Below are 22,259 nucleotides of genomic sequence, written 5' to 3' on the forward strand. Positions count from 1 at the left end.
GGCTACCCTGGCTTGGCCACAGGGACGACCGGGGGGTTGGCATGACCACGGGGGAACGGATACGGATCGGCGCGCCGCGCCCGGTGGTGCTCACGCACGCGGGGGCCGCCGTCGGCTGGCTCGCGCTCGCCGTCGCGGCCTGGCGCGGGCAGCTCTCCGCGCTGCCGCTGGTGGCGACCGCCCTTGCCGCGCTCCACGCGCTGGCGGGCGCGCGCCTGGCGCGCACCGCCGTGATCCTCACGCCCACCGGGGTGCACGACCGGCGGCTGACCGGGCAGGAGACGGTCACGCCGTGGTCCGACCTGCGGCTGATCACGGTCGCGCCAGGGGCCGTCGAGCTGCTGACCAAGGGCGGGGAACGCCGCAGGCCCCCGGCCCTGCGCGGCGGCCCAGGCGTCTCGCCGCGGCGGTTCGCCGAGCGCGTCGCGCTGCTGCGCTCCGCGATACCCGAGGGCGTGGACATCCCCGTGGGCGAGCCGCCGTCCGGCGGCTGGAACGGACGTCGGCGCGCGGGGGCGGGCGCGGCGGTCCTGGCGGGCGCGTTGGTCGTGATGGGCGCCGCCGTTCGCGCCGACGCGCCGTGGGAGGCCGACTGGTGGCCCGGCGGCGACGTGCTGGCGAGCGCGCCCGAGCCGTGCGCGCTGGGCGAGGGAACGGCGGACGCGCTCGGCCTGCAACGGCAGCCGCCGCCCGAGCTACCGCCGGGGCAGGACGACGCCGAGACCACGGGCTGCGCGTACTCCGGCGACCGCGGCAGGCTGTCCCTCGTCCTCACCCTGCACCCGTGGGAGGGCTCCGCGGCCGAGTCCCCGGCCGACGCGGCCAGCTCCGCCTACTACGCGGCCAAGCCCACCACCCTCGAGTCCGATGAGATCGACGGGGCGACATGGCAGGTGAGCAGGGACGCGCGAGGGCAGGAGATGTGGCTGCTCTCCTCCAACGTCTGGGCCGTCGTGAGCTATCACGACTTCACCCCCGACGAGGAGCCCGAGCTCCCCGCCGCGCTGGACGAGGAGCTGACCGCGCTGGCCGAGCGCGTGGTGGCGGCGCTCAGGGACTGACGGGGCCTTCCTCCGGGTCGGCCGGGTCCGCCGGGTCCGCCGGGTGCGGCGCGAGCAGCGGCAGCAGCCGTGGCCCCGAGCCGATGCGCCGCGCGCACAGCTCGGCCAGCTGGTCGTAGCCCTCCTTGCCCATCAGCTCGGTCAGCTCGGCGCGGTAGGTGACATAGAGCGGCTCGGCCGCGCCGTGCGCGAGCGGGGCGCCGGTGCACCACCAGTGCAGGTCGTGGCCGCCGGGGCCCCAGCCGCGGCGGTCGTACTCGCCGATCGAGACGATCAGGCGCTGCTCGCCGTCCGGCTGCTCGACCCACTCGTAGGTGCGCCGCACGGGCAGCTGCCAGCAGACGTCGGGCTTGGTCTCGAGCGGCTCGCGGCCCTCGTCGAGCGCGAGCGTGTGCAGCGCGCAGCCCTCTCCCCCGGCGAACCCCGGCCTGTTGAGGAAGATGCAGGCGCCCTGGAAACGGCGGGTGCGCCGCTCGCCGTCCTCGTCCAACTCGACCCAGCCGTCCGCCGAGCGGCCCTCGTCGTGGAACTGCCAGGACCCGGGCGTCAGTCGCTCGGCGTGCCCGGCCACGCGGCGTTCGTCGTCCTCGTCGGAGAAGTGCGCGCCCAGCGTGCAGCAGCCGTCGCTCGCCCGGCCCGCCTGGATGCCCTGGCAGCCGCGCCCGAAGACGCACTGCCAGCGGGAGGTCAGCCACGTCAGGTCGCAGCGGAACACCTGCTCCGCGTCGGCCGGATCGGGGAACTCGACCCAGGCGCGCGGATGGTCGAGCGCCGTCTCGTCCCCCGCCGCGCGCCGGCGCGCGCCGTCGAACCTGGGGGGTGCGGGGGTGCTGGGTGGGGCGGTTCTGCCCGGCTTCGCCCTCTTCGTCTTGGCCACAAACGCCAGGGTAAGGGCACGGTAGCGTTGACGGTCATGAGGCTCGGAGTTCTGGACGTCGGTTCCAACACGGTCCACCTGCTCGTCGTCGACGCGCATCGGGGCGCGCGCCCCCTGCCGGCGTCCTCGCACAAGACCGAGCTGCGGCTCGCCGAGCTGCTCGAGGCGGACGGGTCGATCGGCGACGCGGGCGTGGAGCGGCTGATCGCCACGGTGCGCAAGGCACTTGAGGTGGCGGAGGACCAGGGAGTCGCGGATCTCCTGCCGTTCGCGACGTCGGCGGTCAGGGAGGCGACCAACGCGGACTCCGTGCTGGCGCGCGTCGCGGCCGAGACCGGGGTGACGCTGCGGGTGCTCTCGGGGGAGGACGAGGCGCGGCTGACGTTCCTCGCGGCGCGGCGGTGGCTCGGCTGGTCGGCGGGGCGGCTGCTGATGTTCGACATCGGGGGCGGCTCGTTGGAGATCGCCTTCGGCCTCGACGAGGAGCCGGACGCGGCGGCGTCGTTGCCGCTCGGCGCGGGGCGGCTGACGGCGGCGCGGCTGCCGGGCGACCCCCCTGACCCGGCGGACGTGCGGACGCTCCGGCGCCATGTCCGCTCCGAACTCGCCCGCGTCGTCGGGAACTTCACCCGCCATGGCGCCCCCGACCGGGTCGTGGGGACGTCGAAGAGCTTCAAGCAGCTGGCGCGGATCGCGGGCGCGGCCCGCTCGGCCGACGGCCTGTACGTGCGGCGCGAGCTGGGCCGCGAGGACCTGCGGGCGTGGGGGCAGCGGCTGACCGGGATGCCCGTGCGCGAACGCCAGCAGCTCCCCGGCGTCTCCGAGGGCCGGGCCAGGCAGCTGCTGGCGGGCGCGCTCGTGGCCGAGGCGGCGATGGATCTCTTCGGCGTGGAGACCATGGAGATCTGCCCCTGGGCGCTGCGCGAGGGCGTGATCCTGCGGCGCCTCGACCGGATGCGGATGGCCGAGACCGCCGCCGCGGCCTGACCGTTCGGCGCGCCCCGGACCTATGGCGTGCGGCGGCGCAGGGTGACCGCGCCGAGGGCCAGGACCCCGAGGGCGATGCCCGAGACGACGACCACGTCGCGCCAGAAGTCGCCGGTGACCTCGGCGTTGCGCAGCACCTGGGTCATGCCGTCGACGGCGTAGGACATGGGCAGGACGTTCGACGCGTACTCGAGCACCGGCTGCATCGTGTCGCGCGGCGCGAACAGGCCGCACAGCAGCAGCTGCGGGAAGATCACCGCGGGCATGAACTGCACCGCCTGGAACTCCGAGGCGGCGAACGCCGAGACGAACAGGCCGAGCGCGGTGCCGAGCAGGGCGTTCAGCAGGGCGACGAGCAGCAGCAGCCAGGGCGAGCCCGCGATGTCCAGGTCGAGGAGCCACAGCGCGACCCCGGTCGCGAGCCCGGCCTGCGCGACCGCGAACGCGCCGAAGGCGAGCGCGTATCCGGCGATCACGTCGCCCTTCCCCAGCGGCATCGTGAGCAGCCGCTCCAGCGTGCCCGAGGTGCGCTCGCGCAGCGTCGCGATCGAGGTGACCAGGAACATCGTGACCATCGGGAAGATGCCGAGCAGCGACGAGCCGATGAACGCGAAACGGCCGGGGTCGGCGTCGAACACGTAGTACAGCAGGACCAGCAGCAGCACCGGCACCAGCAGGAGCAGCGCCATCGTGCGCGGATCGTGGCCCAGCTGGCGCAGCACGCGGCGGGCGGTGGCGAGGGTGCGGGTGACGGTCATCGGTCACCCTCCCCGTTCTCGCTCTCGCCGTTCTCGCTCTCGCGCGCCCGGTCGGCGTCCACCAGGCGGAGGAACGCCTCCTCGACGGACCCGGCCCCGGTGCGTTCGCGCAGCTCCGCCGGGGCGCCCTCGGCGAGCAGGCGCCCGTCGCGCATCAGCAGCAGCCGCTGGCAGCGGTCGGCCTCGTCCATCACGTGCGACGAGATCAGCAGCGTCGCCCCGCGCTCGGCGGCGAGCCGGTGGAACAGCGCCCACAGGTCGCGCCGCAGCACCGGGTCGAGGCCCACCGTCGGCTCGTCGAGGACCAGCAGCTCGGGCGTGCCGAGCAGGGCGACGGCCAGCGAGACGCGGGAGCGCTGGCCGCCGGAGAGGCGGGCGGCGAGCGCGTCGGCGTGCGACGTGAGGTCCACGTCGCCGAGCGCGCCCGCCACAGCGCGGGCCCGCTCGGCGCGGGGGATGCCGAGGACGGCGGCGTAGTAGTCGAGGTTCTGCCGCACGGTCAGGTCGAGATAGACGGAAGGGGCCTGCGTCACATAGCCGAGCCGGTGGCGCAGCGCGGCGCTGCCCGCGGGTGCGCCGAGCACGCGCAGGTCGCCCGTGACCCTGGCCTGGGCGCCGACGACCGCCCGCATCAGCGTCGTCTTGCCGCAGCCCGAGGGGCCGAGCAGCCCGGTGACGCTGCCACGTTCCACCGTGAAGTCGAGCCCCTTGAGCACCTGGGCGGCCCCGCGGCGCACCCGCAGGCCACGGGCGCGCACGGCGGGCGGCGGGGGCGGATCCCCCACCGGACTTTTATTAATCATGCGTTTAATATCCTCCCCCCGGCGGCCCTCGGTCAAGCGGGGAACTCGGCACACCCGACGTAGGCTTGGCGCCGTGACGGAACAGGTACCGATCCCGGAAGCGAAGGTCGCGCTCTCGACGGCCTCCGTCTATCCGGAGAACACCGCGGCCGCCTTCGAGATAGCCGGGAGCCTGGGCTACGACGGCGTCGAGGTGATGGTGTGGACGGACCCGGTGAGCCAGGACCTCGACACCCTCCGCCGCCTGTCCGACGAGCACGAGGTACCCGTTCTCGCCGTGCACGCCCCCTGCCTGCTGATCACCCAGCGCGTCTGGGGCACCGACCCCTGGCGCAAGCTGCTGCGCACCAACGACGCGGCGAAGCGGCTCGGGGCCGCCACCGTCGTCGTGCATCCGCCGTTCCGCTGGCAGCGCGGCTACGCCCGCGACTTCGTCTCGGGCGTCCGGCGCATCGGCCAGGAGACCGACGTCCGATTCGCAGTGGAGAACATGTACCCCTGGCGTTACCGGGACCGCGAGATGCTGGCGTACGCCCCCGGCTGGGATCCGACCCAGGAGGACTTCCCGCACTTCACGCTCGACCTCTCCCACACCGCCACCGCCCGCGTGGACGCGCTGTCCATGGCGGACCGCATGGGCGACCGGCTCGCCCATGTCCACATCGCCGACGGCAACGGCTCGGGCAAGGACGAGCACCTCGTGCCGGGGCGCGGCGGCCAGCCCTGTGGCGCGCTGCTCGAACGCCTCGCCGCCACCGGGTACCGAGGCCATGTCGTCGTCGAGGTCAACACCCGCCGCGCCGTCTCCGCCGCGGCCCGCCGCGCCGACCTCGCCGAGGCGCTGGCGTTCACCCGCCTCCACCTCGCGACCGCCGCCCCCTCGCCGCCGCTGCCGGACGGCGCGGACCCCAGGTGAACGCGGACCGACGCGGCCCCCGGATGAACGCCCCGACCCCGGGAAAGCCCACCCGCAGACGCGGCCGCCCCTCGCGGGCCGAGGCCGCCGAGGGCACCCCGGGCACCAGGGACCGGATCCTGACGTCCGCCCGCGCCGAGTTCGCCGAACGCGGCTACGACCGCGCCTCCATCCGCGCCATCGCCCGCGGCGCCGAGGTGAACCCCGCGCTGGTGCACCACTACTTCGGCACCAAGGAGGGCGTCTTCGCGGCGGCCGTCGCCGCGGCCGCCGCGCCCGCGACCGACGGGCTGGCGCGGGACGAGCGGTTCGATGTGGAGGAGTTCGGGGAGCGGTTCACGCGGCTGTTCTTCGGGATCTGGGAGAACGCCGCCACCCGCAGCCCTCTGCTCGCCATCGTCCGCTCCGCGCTCAACAACGAGACCGCGGCCCGCATCTTCCGCGGCTTTGTCACCGCCCAGCTGCTCGGCCGCATCACCGGCGGTCTTGACGCGCCCGACGCCCAGCTGCGGGCCGAGCTGGCCGCGGCACAGCTGGTCGGCACGGTGCTGCTGCGCTATGTCCTGAAGATCGAGCCGCTGGCCAGCGCCCCGGCCGAGGAGCTGATCGCGCGCCTGGCCCCCGTTGTCCAGCACCACCTGACGGGACCGGGCGGCGGGCCGCTGGCGTGAGCCCCTACGGCTCGGGGTCGCCCTCGTCGGGCGGCGGGGTCGAGGGGTCGGGCGGGTCGGGTGGCGGATCCGTCGGCTCGGTGGGCGGGCCGCTGCCCTCCACGGTGATCACGGTGGAGGCCGGGTCGACCGTGATGCGGCCCTGCCAGGCGCCCGGCGGCTCGGCCGCGCGGTCGATCGTGACCTCGATCACGGCCGTCTCGCCGGGGCGCAGCGTCCCCGACGTCCGGCTGAGCGAGAGCCAGCCCACGTCCGCGGCCGCCGACCAGCTGACCGGGGAGCCGCCCGACACGGTCAGCGTGATCCGGGTCCCCGCCTCGGTCGGCACCGCGTCCACCGACAGCTCGCCGGGGGCGGGCGCGTCGCCGCCCGGGCGCTCCCCCTCGGGCCGGTCCGCGCCCTCGGGCTCCGGGTCCGCGCCCCGGTCCTCGGAACGTTCCCCCGCCCCGCCGTTCCCGCCGTCCCGCCCGCCGGGGTCCGTGTCGCCCTCGGCCTCGGCGTCCTCGGCGCGCCCGGCGTTCTCGTAGGCGGGGGTGCCGCCGCCCGGGTCGCGCCGGTACTCGCCGTCCTCCTCGGTCGCGGTCGCGCCGCCGTGCCGCGTCGGCTCGCCCGCGTCGGGGGCGCCGCGCCACGCGGCCACCAGCGCGAGCGCCGGGGCGACCACGGCAGCGGCGGCGACCGTGGTCGCCACGGCCCGGCCGCGCATCCGCTCACGGCGGGCGGCCCTGTCCCCCTCGGGGACCGGGAAACCGGCCCGGTCGTACCGCGGCGCGTGCTGCGCGCGGGCGCGGCCGATGGCCAGGCGCGCGGCGTGCACCGCGGCCCGCGGCACCGGGAGCACCGTGAGGCGCGTCGGGCCCGGCGTCCCCGCGGGCGGCCAGCCGAGCTCGACGGTGGCGCGCCGCGCGATCAGGCGGCAGGCCGCGCACTCGTCGACGTGCCGCAGCAACTCCCGCCGCAGCCCAGGCCCGAGCAGCACCCCGCGGTCGTCGCCCGAGAGCGCGGCGGCGGCGGGGCAGCCCGCGGCGTCCACGGCGGCCAGCGCCGCGCGCGTGCGCTCGACCTCGCGGGCCGCGGTGGTGACCAGGGCGTGCGCGGCCTGCGTGGAGAGGCGCAGCACGCGGGCGACCTCGCGCGCGGGCAGCTGGTGGCGGACCGTCAGCTCGAGCGCCTCGCGCTGCTCGGGCGTCGTGCCCGCCGCCTCGGGCCAGGACAGCGCGGCCAGCTCGCGGCGGCGCCGGTCGTCGTCCGCCGCGGTGCGCGGGGCGGCCGGGGCGGCGTGCTCCTTCGCGGCGGCGAGGCGGCGCAGGCACGCCCAGCGGGCCAGCGCGTACAGCCAGGGCCGCAGCAGCGTCGGGTCGGCGGGGCGCCTGCCCCGCTCGTGCCGCCGCTCGGCCTGCGCCAGCGCCTCGCCGAGCGCGGCGGTGGCCGCGTCGTGCTCGCCCATGAGGGACAGGCAGTAGGTGAACAGCCCGTCCAGATACGCGTCGTCGTACGCGCCGGGCCGCTCGGGGATGGTGGCGGCGGCGCGTGACGTGCGGGGGACGGTCGGTGCGGACGGTTCGCGGCTGCGGGTCATCACCCGCCGACGGTAGGCGCCCCGCGGCGCGTTACGCGCACGGCGGGGCAAGGTTCCTCCTAACGGGTGACAGCGGCCTCAGGCCCCGTGCGGGCGTGGGGCGTTGGCTGTCAGTGGGCGGCGGTAGCGTTCCTTCCATGGCTCGAAAGACGGACCGTCCCGCGTACCGGTGCTCCGAGTGCGGCTGGACCACGGGGAAGTGGCTGGGCCGCTGCCCCGAGTGCCACGCGTGGGGCACGGTCGAGGAGGTCGGCGGGACGCCCGCCGTGCGCACCGCCCCTGCCACGCGCGTGGCCTCGCCCGCCGTGCCCATCGGGCAGGTGGACGGGATGGCGGTGGCGGCGCGTGGCACGGGGGTGCCCGAGCTCGACCGGGTGCTCGGGGGCGGCCTGGTGCCGGGCGCCGTGGTGCTGCTCGCCGGGGAGCCGGGGGTGGGGAAGTCGACGCTGCTGCTCGACGTGGCGGCCAAGGCGGCATCCGAGTCGCACCGGACGCTGTATGTCACGGGCGAGGAGTCGGCGGGCCAGGTGCGGATGCGGGCTGACCGCATCGGGGCGATCCACGACCACCTGTATCTGGCGGCGGAGACGGACCTGGGGTCGGTGCTCGGGCAGTTGGACGCGGTGAAGCCCTCGCTCCTGGTGCTCGACTCGGTGCAGACGGTCGCCTCGGCCGAGGTGGACGGCGCGCCCGGCGGGGTGGCACAGGTGCGCGAGGTGGCGGGCGCGTTGATCAGGGCGTCCAAGGAGCGGGGGATGGCGACGCTGCTGGTCGGCCACGTCACCAAGGACGGCGCGATCGCGGGCCCGCGGCTGCTCGAGCACCTGGTCGACGTGGTGCTGCACTTCGAGGGCGACCGGCACGCCAGGCTGCGCCTGGTCCGCGGCCTGAAGAACAGGTACGGGGCCACCGACGAGGTGGGCTGCTTCGAGCTGCACGACGAGGGGATCACGTCGCTCGCCGACCCGTCGGGTCTCTTCCTGACCCGCCGCGACGAGCCGGTGCCAGGGACGTGCCTGACGGTGACGCTCGAGGGGCGCAGGCCGCTGGTGGCCGAGGTGCAGTCGCTCACGGTGGCCAGCCAGATCCCCTCGCCCCGGCGGACCACATCCGGCCTCGAGACGTCGCGGGTGTCGATGATGCTCGCGGTGCTCGAGCAGCGCGGCCAGATAGCGGCCCTCGGGAAGAACGACATCTACACCGCGACCGTCGGCGGGGTGCGTCTTTCCGAGCCCGCGGCCGACCTCGCGGTGGCGCTCGCGCTGGCCAGCGCCGCGAGCGACACCCCCCTCCCACAGAACCTGGTGGCCATCGGCGAGGTGGGTCTCGCGGGCGAGGTGCGGCGCGTCACGGGCGTGCAACGGCGGCTCGCGGAGGCGGCGCGGCTGGGGTTCACGCAGGCGCTCGTGCCCGCGGATTCCGGGGATCGGCCGCCCGGGATGCGGGTGCGGGAGGTGGCCGACATCGGGGAGGCGCTGCGGGTGCTGCCCGTCCGCGGCGGTGAGCCCGGCGGGCGTCAGGAGGTGCGCCGGTAGACTCGTGCGCACTTTCCCGCGCATATTCGTCCTCCGGAGGATTCATGGCAGCCAGCGACCGGCCGGCGAGCCCCGGCAGGGCCGGGGGCGGCTCCGGCGCGGACGGCCTGCTCCGGGCGGCGCTGAGCGCCGTCGCCCCGGGGACCCAGCTGCGCGACGGGCTCGAGCGCATCCTCAGGGGGAACACCGGGGGCCTCATCGTCCTCGGCGTGGACCGCACCGTGGAGTCGCTGTGCACGGGCGGCTTCGTGCTCGACGTGGAGTTCACGGCCACGCGGCTGCGCGAGCTGTGCAAGCTGGACGGCGCGGTGATCGTCGACCGCGACATCTCGCGGATCGTGCGGGCGGGCGTTCAGCTGGTGCCCGACCCCAGCATCCCCACCGAGGAGACCGGCACGCGGCACCGCACGGCGCAGCGGGTCTCGATACAGACGGGCTTCCCCGTGGTGTCGGTCAGCCAGTCGATGCGGCTGGTCGCGCTGTACGTGGACGGGCAGCGGCGGGTCCTCGAGGACTCGGGCGCGATCCTCTCCCGGGCGAACCAGGCGCTTGCCACCCTGGAGCGGTACAAGCTGCGGCTCGACGAGGTGACGGGCACGCTGTCCGCGCTGGAGATCGAGGACCTGGTCACCGTGCGGGACGTGGCCACGGTGGCGCAGCGCCTCGAGATGGTGCGGCGGATCGCGGCCGAGATCGCCGGGTACGTCGTGGAGTTGGGCACCGACGGGCGGCTGCTCTCGCTCCAGCTCGACGAGCTGATCGCGGGCGTCGAGCCCGAACGACACCTGATCGTGCGCGACTACCTGCCGGACTCGGTCGGCAAACGCTCGCGGAAGGTGGGCACGGCGCTGGCGGAGCTCGATGGCCTCGGCCATGCGGAGCTCCTCGAACTACCGCTGGTGGCCCGTGGGTTGGGCTTCGGCTCGGCGCCCGAGTCGCTGGACACCGCGGTCTCGCCGCGCGGCTTCAGGCTGCTGGCCAAGGTGCCGCGGCTCCCAGGACTTGTCATCGACCGCCTGGTGGACCACTTCGGCGGGCTCCAGAAGCTGCTGGCCGCGAGCGTGGACGACCTCCAGGCCGTGGACGGCGTGGGCGAGACCCGCGCCCGCTCGGTCCGCGAAGGCCTCTCCCGCCTCGCCGAGTCCTCGATCCTCGAGCGCTACGTCTGAAGCGCCGCAAGGCGCTTGCCGCTTGGCGCTTGCCGCTCGACCAGCCGCGCCACGTGCGAGCGGACGTGCCCGACGCCGTCGAGGACGAACGAAATCCACACCGCTGGATCATCCGGCAGCCGACACAGCCCTCCGGCCACGCCGCTCAATCAACCGCACCACGTCGGCCCACCGCGCCGGAGGCGTCAACCCACCGCGCCGGAGGCGTCAGTCGTTGTCCAGGACGAACGAGATCTGGGCCACCGGGTGGTCGGGGAGCTGGGCCTTGGCCACATACGTGCCCGCGGCGGCGGCGCGGCCCTGGGACCCTTCGCAGTCCTCGGGTGAGTGGCGCCGGTCCCAGGTGAGGGTGTGGGTCACGGAGTCGCCCGCGGCCACGGCCACCGGGTCGGAGCCGGGGCCCTCGGGGCACTCCGCCGACGACCACACCTCGTTGTCGTCCTCGTCGGTCACCAGCACGGTCAGCTCGTCGTGCCCGAAGTCGAGGCGGCACGCGGAGCCCGAGCCGTTCTCCGCGGTGAGCCGCAGCTCGGGCTCCTCGCCCGCGGCGTACTCGTTGCTCGCGCTCGACAGCGTCACCGTCACCGCGGCGGTCACGCACGCCGGAACGCCCGCCGGGTCGAGCCCCGACCCACCGCCGTCCGCCGAGCCGTCGCCGTCCCCGTCGCCCGAGGGGTCGTCGTCCGCGTCGTCATCCTCGCCGCCCTCGCTCCCGGCCTCGCCGTCGCCCTCGCCGTCCTCGTCGCCGCCCGGCGGATCGTCGCGCCCGCCGGGGCGCTCGTCGATGAGGGACTCCGAGGGTGTGGGTCCCGGGGTGATCGACTCGGCGGGGCCGCCCCTGCCGTCGTCGCCGCCCGCCGTCTCCTCCTCGTCCCCGCCCCCGCCGGGCCGCAGCGCCCAGATGATGAGCAGGGCCACCACCGCGATCAACAGCAGGAGAACGCCCCGGCGCCGCCAGTAGATCGACGACGGCAGCGGCCCGACCGGAGTGCGCAGAGATCCCACGCGGAAACCTTACGAGACTTCCGTCACCCCGGTGCGCCCCAGCCCCCGCTTGCCAGGGCACTGTTGGGTATCAACACGCGCGGAGAGCGGGCCGCTTTGTGCCGTGCCGCCGCCGTGCCAGGATCGCCTTTGCCATGACTGCGACGACTTCTACGACTTCGACGACAGCAACGAGTACGACGCCGCCCACCGCCCTGCACACCCCGGTCATCGGCTGGTTCGCCCAGCACGCCCGCGACCTGCCCTGGCGTCGCCCCGAAGCGGGCGCCTGGGGCGTCATGGTCAGCGAGTTCATGCTCCAGCAGACGCCCGTCAGCCGTGTGCTGCCGGTCTACGAGGAGTGGCTGCGCCGCTGGCCGCGCCCGGCCGACCTGGCCGCCGAACCCGCGGGCGAGGCCGTGCGCGCCTGGGGGCGCCTCGGCTATCCACGGCGCGCGCTGCGCCTGCACAGCGCCGCGGCGGCCATAGCGGAACGGCACGGTGGCGAGGTGCCGACGGACCATCACCAGCTGCTCGCGCTCCCGGGGATCGGCGAGTACACCGCGGCGGCGGTGGCCTCGTTCGCCTACGGCCAGCGCCACGCGGTGCTCGACACCAATGTGCGGCGGGTGTTCGCCCGCGTGGTCAGCGGCACCGAGTACCCGCCGAACGCCACGACCGCCGCCGAACGCAAGCTCGCCAGGATGCTGCTGCCCGAGGAGCCGGCGGTCGCCGCCAAGTGGGCCGCGGCCACGATGGAGCTCGGCGCGCTGCTGTGCACGGCGCGCGGTCCCGAGTGCGGGCGCTGCCCGATCGCCGAGTTGTGCGCCTGGCGCAAGGCGGGCTCACCGGCGCACGAGGGCCCGCCGAGGCGCGGCCAGACCTACGCGGGAACGGACCGTCAGGTGCGCGGCAGGCTCCTCGCCGTGCTGCGCGAGGCCGCGGGTCCCGTCGAGCGTTCGCTGCTCGACCGGGTGTGGCACGACCCGGAGCAACGGGCCAGGGCGCTGGGCGGCCTGGTCGGCGACGGCCTCGCCGAGCGCCTCCCCGACGGCCGCTACCGGCTGCCGGGCACGGCGGCGGGCTGACCGCCGCCCACCGAGTGGCTCAGCGGGGGCAGCGCCGACCTGGCGTCGGCGCCCTCGCCGAGCCACAGCCCGATGGCGAACGCGGCGGTCGCCTCGAGCAGCGGGGCGCGTTCGAGCGGGCCGCCGGGGAGCGGGACACAGCCCAGGTCGGTGACCAGGGTCCGCACCGCGGCCAGCGCCCCCGGGTCGTCCCCGCACAGCGGCACCCCGAGCGGGACCCCGTCGAACACGGGCGGGGTCAGCCGCCACACGTCCACGTGGCACAGGTTGAACGCCTTGACCACGTGCGCCCCTGGAGCCGCCGCCGCGATCCGTTCGGCCATGGGCGCGGCCAGCGTGAAACGGCCCGGGACGACCGCGTTGGTGCAGTCGATCAGCGTCCGGCCGTCCGGCGCCCCCGCGGCCCTCACCACCTCGACCGCCGCCTCGGCGCGCACCGCGACCAGCACGGCCTCGCCGAACGCGGCCGCCTCGGCGAACCCCCCGCTCGCGGCCCGCGGCCCGAGCCGCCGCGCCAGGGCCGCGGCCCTGTCCGGGTTCCGCGCCCCGATCATCACCTCGTGTCCAGCCCGCGCCCACCGGGTGGTGAGCGCCTCCGCCATGTCGCCCGCGCCGAGCGTGCCGATCCGCATGCCTCGCGTCCCTTCGTCCGCCGTGCCGTGTCGGCGGCGACCGTAGGCGATCCGATGCGAACCGTTCGGTGCCCGACGCCCCGGCCTGCGACGCTGGGGGTCGCGGAGGGAGGCGCGCATGAGCGGGTTCATCGCCGACTGCCGGGCGCGGGTGGCGTTCGACGTGCTGGGGCACACATGGAACGGCGTGGTGCTCTGGGCGCTGCGGCAAGGGCCTTGCCGCCCGGTCGAGCTGCGGGCGCGCATCGGCGGGATCAGCGCCAAGGTGCTGAACGAGACACTGCGCAGGCTGGAACGGGACGGACTGGTGACGCGCCGCCGGTTCAGGGAGGCGCCGCCGCGCGTCGAGTACGGGCTGACGCCGCTCGGGCGCACGCTGCTGCCCGCGCTCGAGGCGTTCGGCGCGTGGGCGTCGGTGCACGGGGACGCGGTGGCCGCCGCGCGGGAGGGCGAGGAAGGGGACGGCGCCGATGTCACCCCTCGGCGCCGTACTCCCACACCTGGATCGTGACCGGGTACTCGGCGACACCGCCGGTCGAGCGGTAGGTGGCGAGCGCCGCCTCGTTGTCGATGTCGACCGCGACCCACATCCCGTAGCAGCCACGCTCCCGCGCCAGCTCCCCCAGCGCCTCGACCAGGCGGCGCCCGATGCCCCTGCGGCGGTGGCTCTCGGCGACGCCCAGCTCGTACAGGAACATCTCGGTGCCCTTGTCGGGGTGGGTCATCTCCACGCCCGTCACCATGCCGACGGGCCCGCCGTCGTCCGGGTCGTGGGCCACCAGGAGATGGTGGCCGGGGGCGGTGAGGAAGCGGTCCGCCCACTCGGGCTTCGGCGGCGCGTCGAACAGCTCGGCGGCGGCGGCCACGTGGGCCGCCTCCGTCGCCCTCCGGATATCAATGGCCATGGCCTCACCCTAGGGTGTGGCCCCCGCCCAGGCCCCGGCCGCGGCGGCGCGGACCGCGTAGGTCTCGAACGGCGTGGCCTCGCGCCCGAGCACCCGGCGCACGCCGTCGACCGGCTCGGCGACGGCGCCGGTGCGCATCAGGCCGAACATCGCGTCGAGACCGTCGACCGCCTCGGGGGGCCAGCCCTCGGCCAGCAGCTCGGCGCGGTACTCGTCGGGGGTCAGCTCCACCGAGGCGATCGGCCGTCCCGCGGCGCGCGCCACGATGTCCACCGCCTCGGCGAACGTCAGCGCCCGCGGCCCCGACAGCTCGTACGTACGCCCGTGGTGGCCCTCGTCGGTCAGCAGCGCGACGGCCACGTCGGCCACGTCGTCGAGGTCGACGAACGGCTCGGGGACCCCGCCGGTCGGCAGCGCGAGACGCCCTTCGACGAGCGGGCGGTGCCAGAGGTCCTCGTCGAAGTTCTGGTCGAAGTTGTTCGGCCGGATCACCGACCACTCGACGCCCGAGGCGCGCACGGCCCGTTCGGCCTCGGTGACGCCCGAGCCGAAGGAGACCTCGCCGAAGAGGTCGGAGCCGCGCCCTGAGAGCAGCACGATGCGGCGGGTGCCCGCGGCGACGGCCGCCTTGACGAAGTCGTCGGTGGGCGCGGGGTCGTCGGGCGCGACCAGGTAGACGGCCGCGGCCCCTTCGACGGCACGTTCCCAGGTGGCGCGTTCGGTCCAGTCGAAACGCACCGCGCCCGAACGGGAGGCGGCGCGGACCGTGTGGCCCGCGACGCGCAGGCGGGCGGCCACCCGGCGGCCCGTCTTGCCCGTGCCGCCGAGGACGAGGAACGCGCCGGGTGAGAGGGAGGGTGAAAGGGGATCAGTCATGGCTCCAAGACTGGTCGGCCGGGGCCCGCGCGCCCATGGGCGAGGGTACGGATCGCATGCGCGACCGTACCGTCGCCGCCGTACCGTTGAGGCATGGATCCCTTCGACGACCTGCTGCGCGGCGTGCGCACCGACGGCGCGCTGTTCGACCTGTCACGGCTCGGTCCCTCCGCGCCAGGCCCGTTGGGGGAGGGCGCGGCGCTGACGCTGTGCTCGCCGCTGCGGGGCGAGGCGTGGGTGGCGGGGCGGCGGGTGGCGGTGGGCGAGGCGGCGGTGGTGAAGGGGCCCGAGCCGTTCGAGGTGCGCGGCGCCGGGCTGCTGCTCACCGGCGTCCACCAGCTGCGCGGCGAGGTGCCGCGCCGCCTGCTGCGGGTGCTGCCCCGCATCCTCGTGGTGCCGGACGACGAGGGCTGCGCGGAGTTGCGCGGCTATCTGGAGGCGCAGCTGTGCGCGGCGCGGCCAGGGCGGCAGATCGTGCTGGACCGGATGCTGGACTGGCTGCTGGTGTGCGCGCTGCGGGACTGGTTCGACCGGCCGGAGTCGGAGCCGCCGGGCTGGTACGTGGCGCTGGGCGACCCGGTGGTGGGCGCGGCGCTGCGGGCGATGCACGAGGCGCCGGGCGCGGGCTGGACGCTGGTGTCGCTTGCCGCCGAGGCGGGGGTCTCGCGCACGACGCTGGCCAGGCGCTTCACCGAGCTGGTCGGCCAGGCGCCGCTCGCCTATCTGACGGAGTGGCGCATGGCGCTCGCCGCCGACCTGCTGACCGGGGAGCCCGAGGCGACCGTGGGCAGCGTCGCGCGGCGGGTGGGGTACGCCGATCCGTTCGGCTTCAGCGCGGCGTTCAAGCGGGTGCGGGGCGTCAGCCCGTCCGCCCACCGGGCGCCCGAGGTGGCGGCTACAGCTGGAACCACACCGTCTTCCCGGGCCCTGGCACGTGATGGCAGACCTCGAGGCGCCGTGCGCAGCGGGTGACGAGCAGCAGGCCGCGGCCGCTCTCCCGCTCGGTGGGCGGGGGCCGCTCGGGAACGGCCGGGTCGCCGGGCGCGCGGTCGTGGACCTGCACCTGGAGGTCGCCCTCGGGGGACCAGCAGGCGTGCACGTCGACCGGTGGCGGGGTCCGGCAGCCGAGGGAGGCGCGCACGGCGTTGCTCACCACCTCGGACGTCAACAGGACGGCCGTCTCGATCAGCTCGGGGTTGGCCGGGACCACCGAGGTCAGGGCCGTGCGCATGGCCTGGCGGGCGTTGCGCACCCACACGGGGTGGGCCGGGAAGCGCAAGGCGAAGTCGGCGGTCCCGGACCGCTCGGGGACAAGGCACATGAGACGCTCCTCCGTCGCGACCGCGATGTGTCGCACATCACTCTTTACGAGTGCCTTCTCCCGCCGTCCCCAATCCCCTGAGCGACCGACACATCCCGCCGAACATCCGTGCGTCAGGCCCTGATGGGCGAACCGTCGGCGCGGACGCCCGTGAACGCCACCTCCTCCGCCGCCGCGACCAGCTCCACCTGGTCCCCCAGCGCGTGCTCCGCCACCCGGGCGACCGCCTCGGAGGAGATCTCCCCCAACGGGTGGGTGCCATGGGTGTCATGCGGAAGCACCACGCCGATGCCCCGGTCGAGCGCGCCGCGCGCCGTCGCGCTCACGCACATCTCCGACAGCACGCCGGTGATCATCAGCCGCCACACCCCGCGCGTGAACAGCAGCTCGCCGAGCGGCGTCCCACGGAACCCGTCGTCCTCCGTCTTGCGGACGATCGCGTCCCCCGGCTCCGGCAGGAACAGCTCCCAGCCCGGGCCCCCGGGCTCGTCGACGGCGCCGGGCGGACCGTCGTTCTGAAGGTGCACGACCAACGCCCCGGCCCGGCGGGCGCGGGCCGCCGCGGCGCTGATCCGCCGCACCAGTCCCCCGGCGTCGGGCACGGCCTCGGGGCCCGCGACCAAGCCCCGCTGGACGTCCACGACGATCAGCGCCTGGACCGGCCCGACAGGTGGCGCGTGAACCACTCCGTCATCACCTCCTCGACCCGCTCGGCCAGCGGCAGCTGGGGCGCGGGCTCGTCTCCCGGCTGCTCGGCCAGCGGATGGTCGAGGCCGGGTATGGACGCGAGCCGGACCCGCCCCGGCTCGGCGTACCGCTCGCGCAGCGCGGCGGTCAGCTCCTCGGCGTCCCGCCGCAGACCGGGGTGGTCGAGCTCCCCGCTCACCACCAGCAGCGCGGGCGCCGGGTCGAGCGCGGCGATGTCCCCGGCCCGCGCCACGAAGTCGAGCCGGTCGGCCACCTCGCGCGACCGCTCGGTCCAGGGGTGCGGGCGCCCGGTGGCGGCCTCGACCAGCTCCGCGACGGAACGCGCCCTGATCGCCGGATTGACCAGCGCGACCGCGGCGACCGCGACCCGCGCCCCGGTCAGCACCCGTAGCGCGACGCCGCCCCCGAGCGACCCGCCGACCAGGCCGATCGGCCCGTCGTCCACCGGGAACCGCTCGCGCAGCGCCGCGAGCACCGCCGGGAACTCGTCGGCGCCCTGCCGCGTCACCGGGTCCACGTAGTCCAGCACGGCGTCACGGCGGATCCGCTCCGTGACAGCGGCCTCCCCACCGGACAGCGCACGCTCCCCGCACCACGGCAGCCCCAGATGAACGCGCCAGGCCCGCACCCCGGTCAGCGGCAGCGCCGCGGCGAACGCCCCATGCGTGCGGGGCGCGTCCATCATGTGCCAGGTCACCACGAGCGGTGCCCGCTCCTCGCCGTCCCCCGCGGGGGGCAGTGCCGTGAACGGCACCCCGGCCGCCTCGCCCGTGATCGCGCTCCTGGTCGTCATGACGGCCACCGTAGACCCGCCGGAACTCCCAGGGCCGCCGCTCTGCCACGGGCGAATCCCCGCTCGCCCCCGCGCACGTCAGGCCGCCACCGGCTGAGGCAGTGGCCCGAGCGAGGCCGCGACCCGCTCGCGCAGCAGGCGGTACTCCGCGCGGCGGCGGCGCGGCGGCCCCGGTGGGCGCACCACGACCCGCGCGCCCATGATGACCTGGCCGAGCCTGAACTGGTCCCGGGTCAGGTCGATGTCTATGCCGCTGGCCAGGCGGTTCCACCAGTGGTGGCCCGCCCGCTCGCCGCCGAGGGACACCTCCCCCACCACCAGGTCGCCACCGAAGATGTCGTGCACCACGAGGGCGGTGATGTCACAGTGCCCCCACGCGGGATTGTCGGGGGTCCAGGGCGCGCGCAGCACGTCGTCGGGCGAGCAGGTGTCGGCGGCCCAGGCGGTGCGGAGGGCCGCGGCGATCTCGGTCAGGGTCCACGGAGCCATCGCGCGCGTCCCCTCACATGTCCGCGCGGACGTAGCAGTCCGCCAGGTGGTCGTTGACCAGGCCGCACGCCTGCATCAGCGCATAGGCCGTGGTGGGCCCGACGAAGCGGAACCCGCGCGCCTTGAGCGCCTTCGACAGCGCGACCGACTCCGGCGTGGTGGCCAGGATGTCCCCGGTCCCCCGCGGCACGCGCACGCCGTCGGGGTCGGGCGCGTGCGACCAGATCAGCTCGGTCAGCTCGCCGTCGGCCCACCCGGCGGCCGCCTTGGCGTTGCTGATGGCGGCCTCGATCTTCAGACGGTTCCTGATGATCCCCGCGTCGCCGAGCAGCCGCTTCACGTCCTCGTCCCCGAACGCCGCCACCTTCTCGATGGCGAACCCCGCGAACGCCGCCCTGAACCCCTCCCGCCTCCGCAGGATCGTCAGCCACGAGAGACCCGACTGGAACGCCTCGAGGCACAGCCGCTCGAACAGCGCGTCGTCCCCGCGCACGGGGCGCCCCCACTCGGTGTCGTGATACTCGCGGTAATCATCGGGCGCCACCCCCCAGGGGCAGCGCCGTCGCCCGTCGGGCCCGGCCACGGTCAGCGTCGTCTCCATGGCTCCGAGTCTGCCGGAGGGGTCTGACAATTCCCTCAGGCCCCGAGCGGCTGGGAGGGCACTTCCCGCAGGTAGAGGGCGCCGCAGCTGTGGCAGAACACCTCATCGGTGCGCCCCCACTCCGTCCCCGGCCGCGTCTCGGCGTCCTCACGCAGCCGCCGCCCGCACATCGCGACATGGCCGATCTCGCCGTTCCGGCGCTCCCTCACCATGTGCCAGGTCTTCACCTCGTCCGGCGCGTCGTACCGGTACTCGGCCCGCACCACATGCCGCATGGGGTCGCACCTCCGTCCTCGCCTCTCCCCCATCGTCACCCCGCCCCGCCGCCCCGGCCACCGCTACGCTCGGGCGCATGGATCTCGCGGGGGGTGTGGGGCTCAGGCTCGCGTCGGCGGCGGTCGCCCCACTGGTCAAGAAGCTGTTCACGCAGACGCCCCCGGGCGCGGGCCTGGTCGACAAGCCGGTGCGGATCACGGCACTGGTGTCGTTCAGGGGCGAGAAGCGCACGGTCGTCGAGCGCGACCTCACCAAGGTGGCCAAGGCCCTGGTCGAACGCGTCGAGCCCGAAGGCCCGCCCCTCGAACGCGACGAGAAGGCGCGGATCGCCGCCGAGCTGGTCGCCACGTTGCTCGCCCTCGGCGACCTCACGATGGACGACGTGCAGGCCGTCCAGCTGGGCCACCGCGAGCTGGCCGCGCGGCTGCTCGCGGTCGGCGAGGAAGCGGGCCGAGGCCGGGACCTCCCCACCCGCGGGGCCGAGGAGCTCTTCCACGGCCTCCTCGACGCCGCGTGCCTGCACATACTGGACTTCTTCACCAAGCGCTCCACCTTCGTCGCCCGCACCCTGGTCGAGCAGAGCCGCCGGCTCGACCGCCTGGTCCGCACGGTCGACCTGCTGGTGGAGCGCCTGGGCGACCGGACGGCCGAGGACGCCGCGTTCGAGAGGCGCTACGCCGCCTATGTGCGCGGCGAGCACGGCACGCTCACCATCTACGGCCTCGACCTGGCGCAGTCCCGCGAGTGGCCGCTCGACGACGCGTACCTCAGTCTGGAGACCCACCGCCCCGACCGCCTCGAGGACGGGGGCCTGGCCGAAGGCGCCCCGCAGCGCGCCGAGCGCGCGCTCAGCGGCCTCGACCGGGTGCTGCTGCGCGGCCACGCCGGATCGGGCAAGACGACGCTGGTGCAGTGGCTCGCGGTCTCCGCCACCCGCCAGGACGTCGCCGAGGATCTCGAGCACCTCGTGGGGCGCGTTCCGTTCGTGCTGACGATGCGCACCCTGACCAGGGCCGGGGGGCCGCTGCCCGACCCCGAGCGCTTCCTGGCCGCCGTCGACTGCCCGCTCGTGAGCGCGCAGCCGGGCGGCTGGGCGGACCGCGTGCTCATGGCGGGCCGCGGGCTGCTCCTGGTCGACGGCATCGACGAGGTCCCCGAGAGCGAACGCGAGGGCGTGCGCCGCTGGCTGCGGCGGCTCGGCACCACCTACCCCGGCAACCTCTGGCTGGTCACCGCGCGCCCGTCCGCCGTCCGCGAGGACTGGCTGCACACCCTGGGGTTCACCGAGCTGTCCCTGGCCCCGATGGGCCACAACGACCTGCACGCCTTCGTGCACCGCTGGCACCGCGCCGTGGGCGCCGCGCCCGAGGCGGCCGACGCGCTGCTCGACCTGGTCCAGGGCCGCGGCGACCTGGCCACCCTCGCGACCAACCCCCTGATGTGCGCCCTGATCTGCGCCCTGCACCGGGAGCGCAACGGCTATCTCCCGCGCGGCCGCAAGGCCCTCTACGACGCCGCGCTCTCCCTCCTGCTCGAACGCCGCGACCGCGAGCGCCCCGACCCGCCGCGCGTGGATGTCGACCTGGACGCGGACACCCTGGTCTCGCTGCTCCAGCAGCTCGCCAACTGGCTGATCATCAACGGCCGTTCCGAGATGTCCGCCGAGGTGGCCGTCGCCCAGCTCGCCCAGAGCCTCCCCCTGATCCACCGGGGGGACCGGCTCGGCCCCGCGACCGCCGTGCTGCGCCACCTCGTCGAACGGTCGGGCGTCCTGCGCGAGCCGGTGGAGGGCGCGGTCGACTTCGTGCACCGCACGTTCCAGGACTACCTGGGCGCCCGCTACCTCGTCGAGTGGCACCACTTCCCCGCCCTGGTCGCCCACGCCCACGAGGACCAGTGGGAGGACGTCATCCGCATGGCGGTCGCCCACGCCCAGCCCGTGCAGCGCGCCGAGCTGCTCATCCAGCTGGTCGAGCGCGGCGACGCCGAGCCCGAGCACCGCGTGCGGCTGCACCTGGTGGCCATGGCCTGCCTCGAGCACGCCACCCAGCTGTCCCCCGACGTCAGGGCCGAGGTGACCGCGAGGGCGCACGCGCTGCTGCCGCCGAGGACGCGCAACGAGTCCAGGGCGCTCGCGGGCGTCGGCCAGGTCGTGCTCGACCTGCTCCCCGGGCCCGAGGAGGTGACCGACGACGAGGCCGACGCGGTCGTCTTCGCGGCGACGCGCGTGGGCGCGGACACGGCGCTGAGCAGGCTGCGCCCGTTCAGGAGCTCGGCGACCGGCTCCGTCAGGCACCTGCTGTCGGTCAACTGGCAGCGTTTCGACACCCGCCGCTACTTCGACGAGATCCTGCGCCACCTCCCCGACGACGAGGCGCTGATCCGGTTCGCCAGGACCGACGAGGAGCTGCGGCTGCTCTCGGGGCTCGACGCGATGCGCAACGTCGACCTGAGCGGCGACTTCACCGAGGCGGCGATCGTCGAGGCGCTGGCCGGGCACCCGCTCGACCGGATCGCCCTGCGGAGCTGCCCGGCTCTCCACGACATCGCCTGGGTGGACCGCTTCCCCTCCCTGACCGACGTCCTCGTCGACACGTGCCAGGGGATCACCGACCTGGCCCCGCTCGCCGACACCGGCGTCCACCGGCTGAGCCTCTACAACGACGAGGCCCCGGCGGTCATGCGCGGGCTCGACGGCCTCGACCGGCTGGCCCACCTGGCGATCGGCTCCCTGACGCGGCTCGAGACGCTGGCCGAGCTGCCGGGCGCGGCGGAGCTCGACTCCCTCACGCTGCCGGAGGACGTGCCCGATCTCGGCGGCATCGACGCCTGGCCGACGCTCACCCAGCTGTGCCTGCACTTCACCACCCGTGGGTTCCGGCGTGCGGAGTGGCGGGCCGTCGCCGCGCTCCCCCGGCTCGAGCACCTCGTCCTGCACGCGGGCGCGCTCCGCAGCCTCGCCGACCACGGCGTCGAGCTGCCCCGGATCAGGTTCCTCCAGTTCTTCCCCGCTGATCCCGAAGAGCCGATACCCGTCGACGACGTGGCCCGGGTGGCGGCGGCGTTCCCCGGCGTGACCACGCTGCTGTTCAACACCGACCCGGCCGACTTCGCCCCGCTGGCCGCGCTGCCGGAGCTCGGGACGGTCAGGACCTTCCCGCCCAGCGCGCGACGGAACGTTCCCGACCACATCGAGGTCATCGCCCCGCCCGCCCCCCGCTACTGACCCG

24 protein-coding genes are annotated in these 22,259 nt (G+C 75.2%); 10 read left to right on the plus strand and 14 right to left on the minus strand.

From position 1 onward, the window contains the following. Nucleotides 1-41 precede the first annotated feature (41 nt). Nucleotides 42-1,061, plus strand: a complete 1,020-nt coding sequence (locus D7318_RS10735; RefSeq protein ID WP_120696703.1) for a hypothetical protein — start codon at nt 42-44, stop codon at nt 1,059-1,061. Here the strand turns inward: D7318_RS10735 and D7318_RS10740 are convergent. Then, entirely contained in the window at nt 1,051-1,938 is an 888-nt protein-coding gene (locus tag D7318_RS10740) for a hypothetical protein (protein WP_120696704.1), read from the minus strand. The two genes, D7318_RS10735 and D7318_RS10740, sit on opposite strands and share 11 nt — an antisense overlap. Before the next feature lie 36 nt (nt 1,939-1,974). Here D7318_RS10740 and D7318_RS10745 point away from each other — a divergent pair, with 36 nt between their 5' ends. Beyond that, nucleotides 1,975-2,925, plus strand: coding sequence for a Ppx/GppA phosphatase family protein (locus tag D7318_RS10745; RefSeq protein WP_120696705.1), 951 nt, complete (start codon nt 1,975-1,977; stop codon nt 2,923-2,925). A 20-nt stretch (nt 2,926-2,945) separates the two neighbouring features. Here the strand turns inward: D7318_RS10745 and D7318_RS10750 are convergent, their stop codons facing one another. Both D7318_RS10750 and D7318_RS10755 read right to left on the minus strand, forming a co-directional pair. After that, nucleotides 2,946-3,683 (minus strand): ABC transporter permease, encoded by a 738-nt coding sequence (locus D7318_RS10750; RefSeq protein ID WP_120696706.1) that lies wholly within the window; start codon nt 3,681-3,683, stop codon nt 2,946-2,948. Next, nucleotides 3,680-4,486 carry an ABC transporter ATP-binding protein gene (locus D7318_RS10755; protein ID WP_120696707.1) on the minus strand — a complete coding sequence of 269 codons (807 nt, stop codon included), beginning with the start codon at nt 4,484-4,486 and terminating at the stop codon, nt 3,680-3,682. The genes D7318_RS10750 and D7318_RS10755 overlap by 4 nt, the downstream gene beginning before the upstream one ends. Nucleotides 4,487-4,559: 73 nt before the next feature. Between D7318_RS10755 and D7318_RS10760 the strand changes: the two genes are divergently transcribed. Continuing rightward, a complete protein-coding gene (locus tag D7318_RS10760; protein ID WP_230423631.1) occupies nt 4,560-5,402 on the plus strand; it encodes a sugar phosphate isomerase/epimerase family protein in 843 nt (280 codons plus the stop codon). A gap of 23 nt (nt 5,403-5,425) precedes the next feature. Next, nucleotides 5,426-6,073, plus strand: coding sequence for a TetR/AcrR family transcriptional regulator (locus D7318_RS10765; protein ID WP_120696709.1), 648 nt, complete (start codon nt 5,426-5,428; stop codon nt 6,071-6,073). 4 nt (nt 6,074-6,077) lie between these two features. On the opposite strand, the gene D7318_RS10770 is transcribed toward D7318_RS10765, so the two are convergent. Continuing rightward, nucleotides 6,078-7,652, minus strand: coding sequence for a BACON domain-containing protein (locus D7318_RS10770; RefSeq protein WP_120696710.1), 1,575 nt, complete (start codon nt 7,650-7,652; stop codon nt 6,078-6,080). Nucleotides 7,653-7,789: 137 nt separating this feature from the next. On the opposite strand from D7318_RS10770, the gene radA reads away from it, so the two are divergent. Both radA and disA read left to right on the plus strand, forming a co-directional pair. After that, a complete protein-coding gene (gene radA, locus D7318_RS10775; protein WP_120696711.1) occupies nt 7,790-9,187 on the plus strand; it encodes a DNA repair protein RadA in 1,398 nt (465 codons plus the stop codon). A gap of 44 nt (nt 9,188-9,231) precedes the next feature. Next, on the plus strand, nt 9,232-10,356 hold the full coding sequence (gene disA, locus D7318_RS10780) for a DNA integrity scanning diadenylate cyclase DisA (protein WP_120696712.1): 1,125 nt from the start codon (nt 9,232-9,234) through the stop codon (nt 10,354-10,356). 207 nt (nt 10,357-10,563) lie between these two features. On the opposite strand, the gene D7318_RS10785 is transcribed toward disA, so the two are convergent. Then, nucleotides 10,564-11,361: a hypothetical protein gene (locus tag D7318_RS10785; RefSeq protein WP_120696713.1), complete on the minus strand. Its 798-nt coding sequence runs from the start codon at nt 11,359-11,361 to the stop codon at nt 10,564-10,566. Between the two features lie 134 nt (nt 11,362-11,495). Between D7318_RS10785 and D7318_RS10790 the strand changes: the two genes are divergently transcribed. Next, nucleotides 11,496-12,428 carry an HhH-GPD family protein gene (locus tag D7318_RS10790; protein WP_120696714.1) on the plus strand — a complete coding sequence of 311 codons (933 nt, stop codon included), beginning with the start codon at nt 11,496-11,498 and terminating at the stop codon, nt 12,426-12,428. Here the strand turns inward: D7318_RS10790 and D7318_RS10795 are convergent. Then, nucleotides 12,398-13,060: an NADPH-dependent F420 reductase gene (locus D7318_RS10795; RefSeq protein WP_120696715.1), complete on the minus strand. Its 663-nt coding sequence runs from the start codon at nt 13,058-13,060 to the stop codon at nt 12,398-12,400. The genes D7318_RS10790 and D7318_RS10795 overlap by 31 nt on opposite strands. Before the next feature lie 118 nt (nt 13,061-13,178). Between D7318_RS10795 and D7318_RS10800 the strand changes: the two genes are divergently transcribed. Further along, nucleotides 13,179-13,571 (plus strand): winged helix-turn-helix transcriptional regulator, encoded by a 393-nt coding sequence (locus D7318_RS10800; protein WP_120696716.1) that lies wholly within the window; start codon nt 13,179-13,181, stop codon nt 13,569-13,571. Here D7318_RS10800 and D7318_RS10805 read toward each other — a convergent pair. Both D7318_RS10805 and D7318_RS10810 read right to left on the minus strand, forming a co-directional pair. After that, nucleotides 13,534-13,959 carry a GNAT family N-acetyltransferase gene (locus tag D7318_RS10805; RefSeq protein ID WP_408055477.1) on the minus strand — a complete coding sequence of 142 codons (426 nt, stop codon included), beginning with the start codon at nt 13,957-13,959 and terminating at the stop codon, nt 13,534-13,536. The genes D7318_RS10800 and D7318_RS10805 overlap by 38 nt on opposite strands. Before the next feature lie 15 nt (nt 13,960-13,974). Beyond that, nucleotides 13,975-14,841 carry an NAD(P)H-binding protein gene (locus D7318_RS10810; protein WP_120696718.1) on the minus strand — a complete coding sequence of 289 codons (867 nt, stop codon included), beginning with the start codon at nt 14,839-14,841 and terminating at the stop codon, nt 13,975-13,977. A gap of 93 nt (nt 14,842-14,934) precedes the next feature. On the opposite strand from D7318_RS10810, the gene D7318_RS10815 reads away from it, so the two are divergent. Continuing rightward, nucleotides 14,935-15,813 (plus strand): helix-turn-helix transcriptional regulator, encoded by an 879-nt coding sequence (locus D7318_RS10815; RefSeq protein WP_120696719.1) that lies wholly within the window; start codon nt 14,935-14,937, stop codon nt 15,811-15,813. Here the strand turns inward: D7318_RS10815 and D7318_RS10820 are convergent. The 6 genes from D7318_RS10820 to D7318_RS10845 form a co-directional block, all read right to left on the minus strand. After that, the gene (locus D7318_RS10820) at nt 15,737-16,162 is read right to left on the minus strand and encodes an ATP-binding protein (protein WP_120696720.1); all 426 of its coding nucleotides are present in this window, start codon (nt 16,160-16,162) and stop codon (nt 15,737-15,739) included. The two genes, D7318_RS10815 and D7318_RS10820, sit on opposite strands and share 77 nt — an antisense overlap. A 113-nt stretch (nt 16,163-16,275) precedes the next feature. Continuing rightward, nucleotides 16,276-16,848, minus strand: coding sequence for an isochorismatase family protein (locus D7318_RS10825; RefSeq protein ID WP_120696721.1), 573 nt, complete (start codon nt 16,846-16,848; stop codon nt 16,276-16,278). After that, nucleotides 16,809-17,663: an alpha/beta hydrolase gene (locus tag D7318_RS10830; protein ID WP_120696911.1), complete on the minus strand. Its 855-nt coding sequence runs from the start codon at nt 17,661-17,663 to the stop codon at nt 16,809-16,811. Before D7318_RS10830 ends, D7318_RS10825 begins: the two co-directional genes overlap by 40 nt. A gap of 78 nt (nt 17,664-17,741) precedes the next feature. Further along, entirely contained in the window at nt 17,742-18,152 is a 411-nt protein-coding gene (locus tag D7318_RS10835; protein WP_120696722.1) for a YunG family protein, read from the minus strand. Between the two features lie 13 nt (nt 18,153-18,165). Next, nucleotides 18,166-18,753: a DNA-3-methyladenine glycosylase I gene (locus tag D7318_RS10840; RefSeq protein ID WP_120696723.1), complete on the minus strand. Its 588-nt coding sequence runs from the start codon at nt 18,751-18,753 to the stop codon at nt 18,166-18,168. A gap of 35 nt (nt 18,754-18,788) precedes the next feature. Continuing rightward, complete coding sequence (locus D7318_RS10845) at nt 18,789-19,028, minus strand: hypothetical protein (protein WP_230423633.1); 240 nt, start codon at nt 19,026-19,028, stop codon at nt 18,789-18,791. A gap of 77 nt (nt 19,029-19,105) precedes the next feature. Between D7318_RS10845 and D7318_RS10850 the strand changes: the two genes are divergently transcribed. Next, nucleotides 19,106-22,255: an NACHT domain-containing protein gene (locus D7318_RS10850; protein ID WP_147437657.1), complete on the plus strand. Its 3,150-nt coding sequence runs from the start codon at nt 19,106-19,108 to the stop codon at nt 22,253-22,255. Nucleotides 22,256-22,259: the final 4 nt, after the last annotated feature.

Origin of the sequence: Streptomyces radicis (assembly GCF_003626575.1) — a bacterium.
GTDB lineage: Bacteria > Actinomycetota > Actinomycetes > Streptomycetales > Streptomycetaceae > Streptomyces > Streptomyces radicis.